Source organism: Bacillus sp. SIMBA_008 (assembly GCF_046535495.1).
Classification (GTDB): domain Bacteria; phylum Bacillota; class Bacilli; order Bacillales; family Bacillaceae; genus Bacillus; species Bacillus subtilis.
Genome location: NZ_JAWRWL010000373.1, coordinates 1 through 276, shown reverse-complemented (window position 1 = coordinate 276; position 276 = coordinate 1). Strand labels below are relative to the sequence as shown.

Sequence of the window (276 nt, the reverse complement as noted above, 5' to 3'; positions counted from 1 at the left end):
GGCGACGAGATGGAGTGGGCCGTTCTTCACGATGAGCCTCGCCAGGTGGGGCGCGGCGAGGGCGACGAAGGCGATGGGGCCGATCGCGGCCGTGACGACGGCGCACAGACCGACCGCGATGGCGACGAGTCCCGCCTTCGTGAGGGCGATCCGTCCGCCGAGGCTCGTGCCGATGTCGTCGCCCAGCTCGATGAGCCAGAGCCCGCGGCGCGACAGCACGAGGACGACGATCAGCGCTGACACGATGATGATCGGAGCGATCGCCTGCGCCCACCC

At 70.7% G+C, this 276-nt stretch carries 1 protein-coding gene; it reads right to left on the bottom strand.

Annotated elements, in window-relative coordinates; all coding sequences use genetic code 11:
• Positions 1 to 276, bottom strand: a 276-nt coding sequence (locus SB658_RS23650) for an iron chelate uptake ABC transporter family permease subunit (protein WP_410602741.1), incomplete at both ends; no start/stop codon positions are given.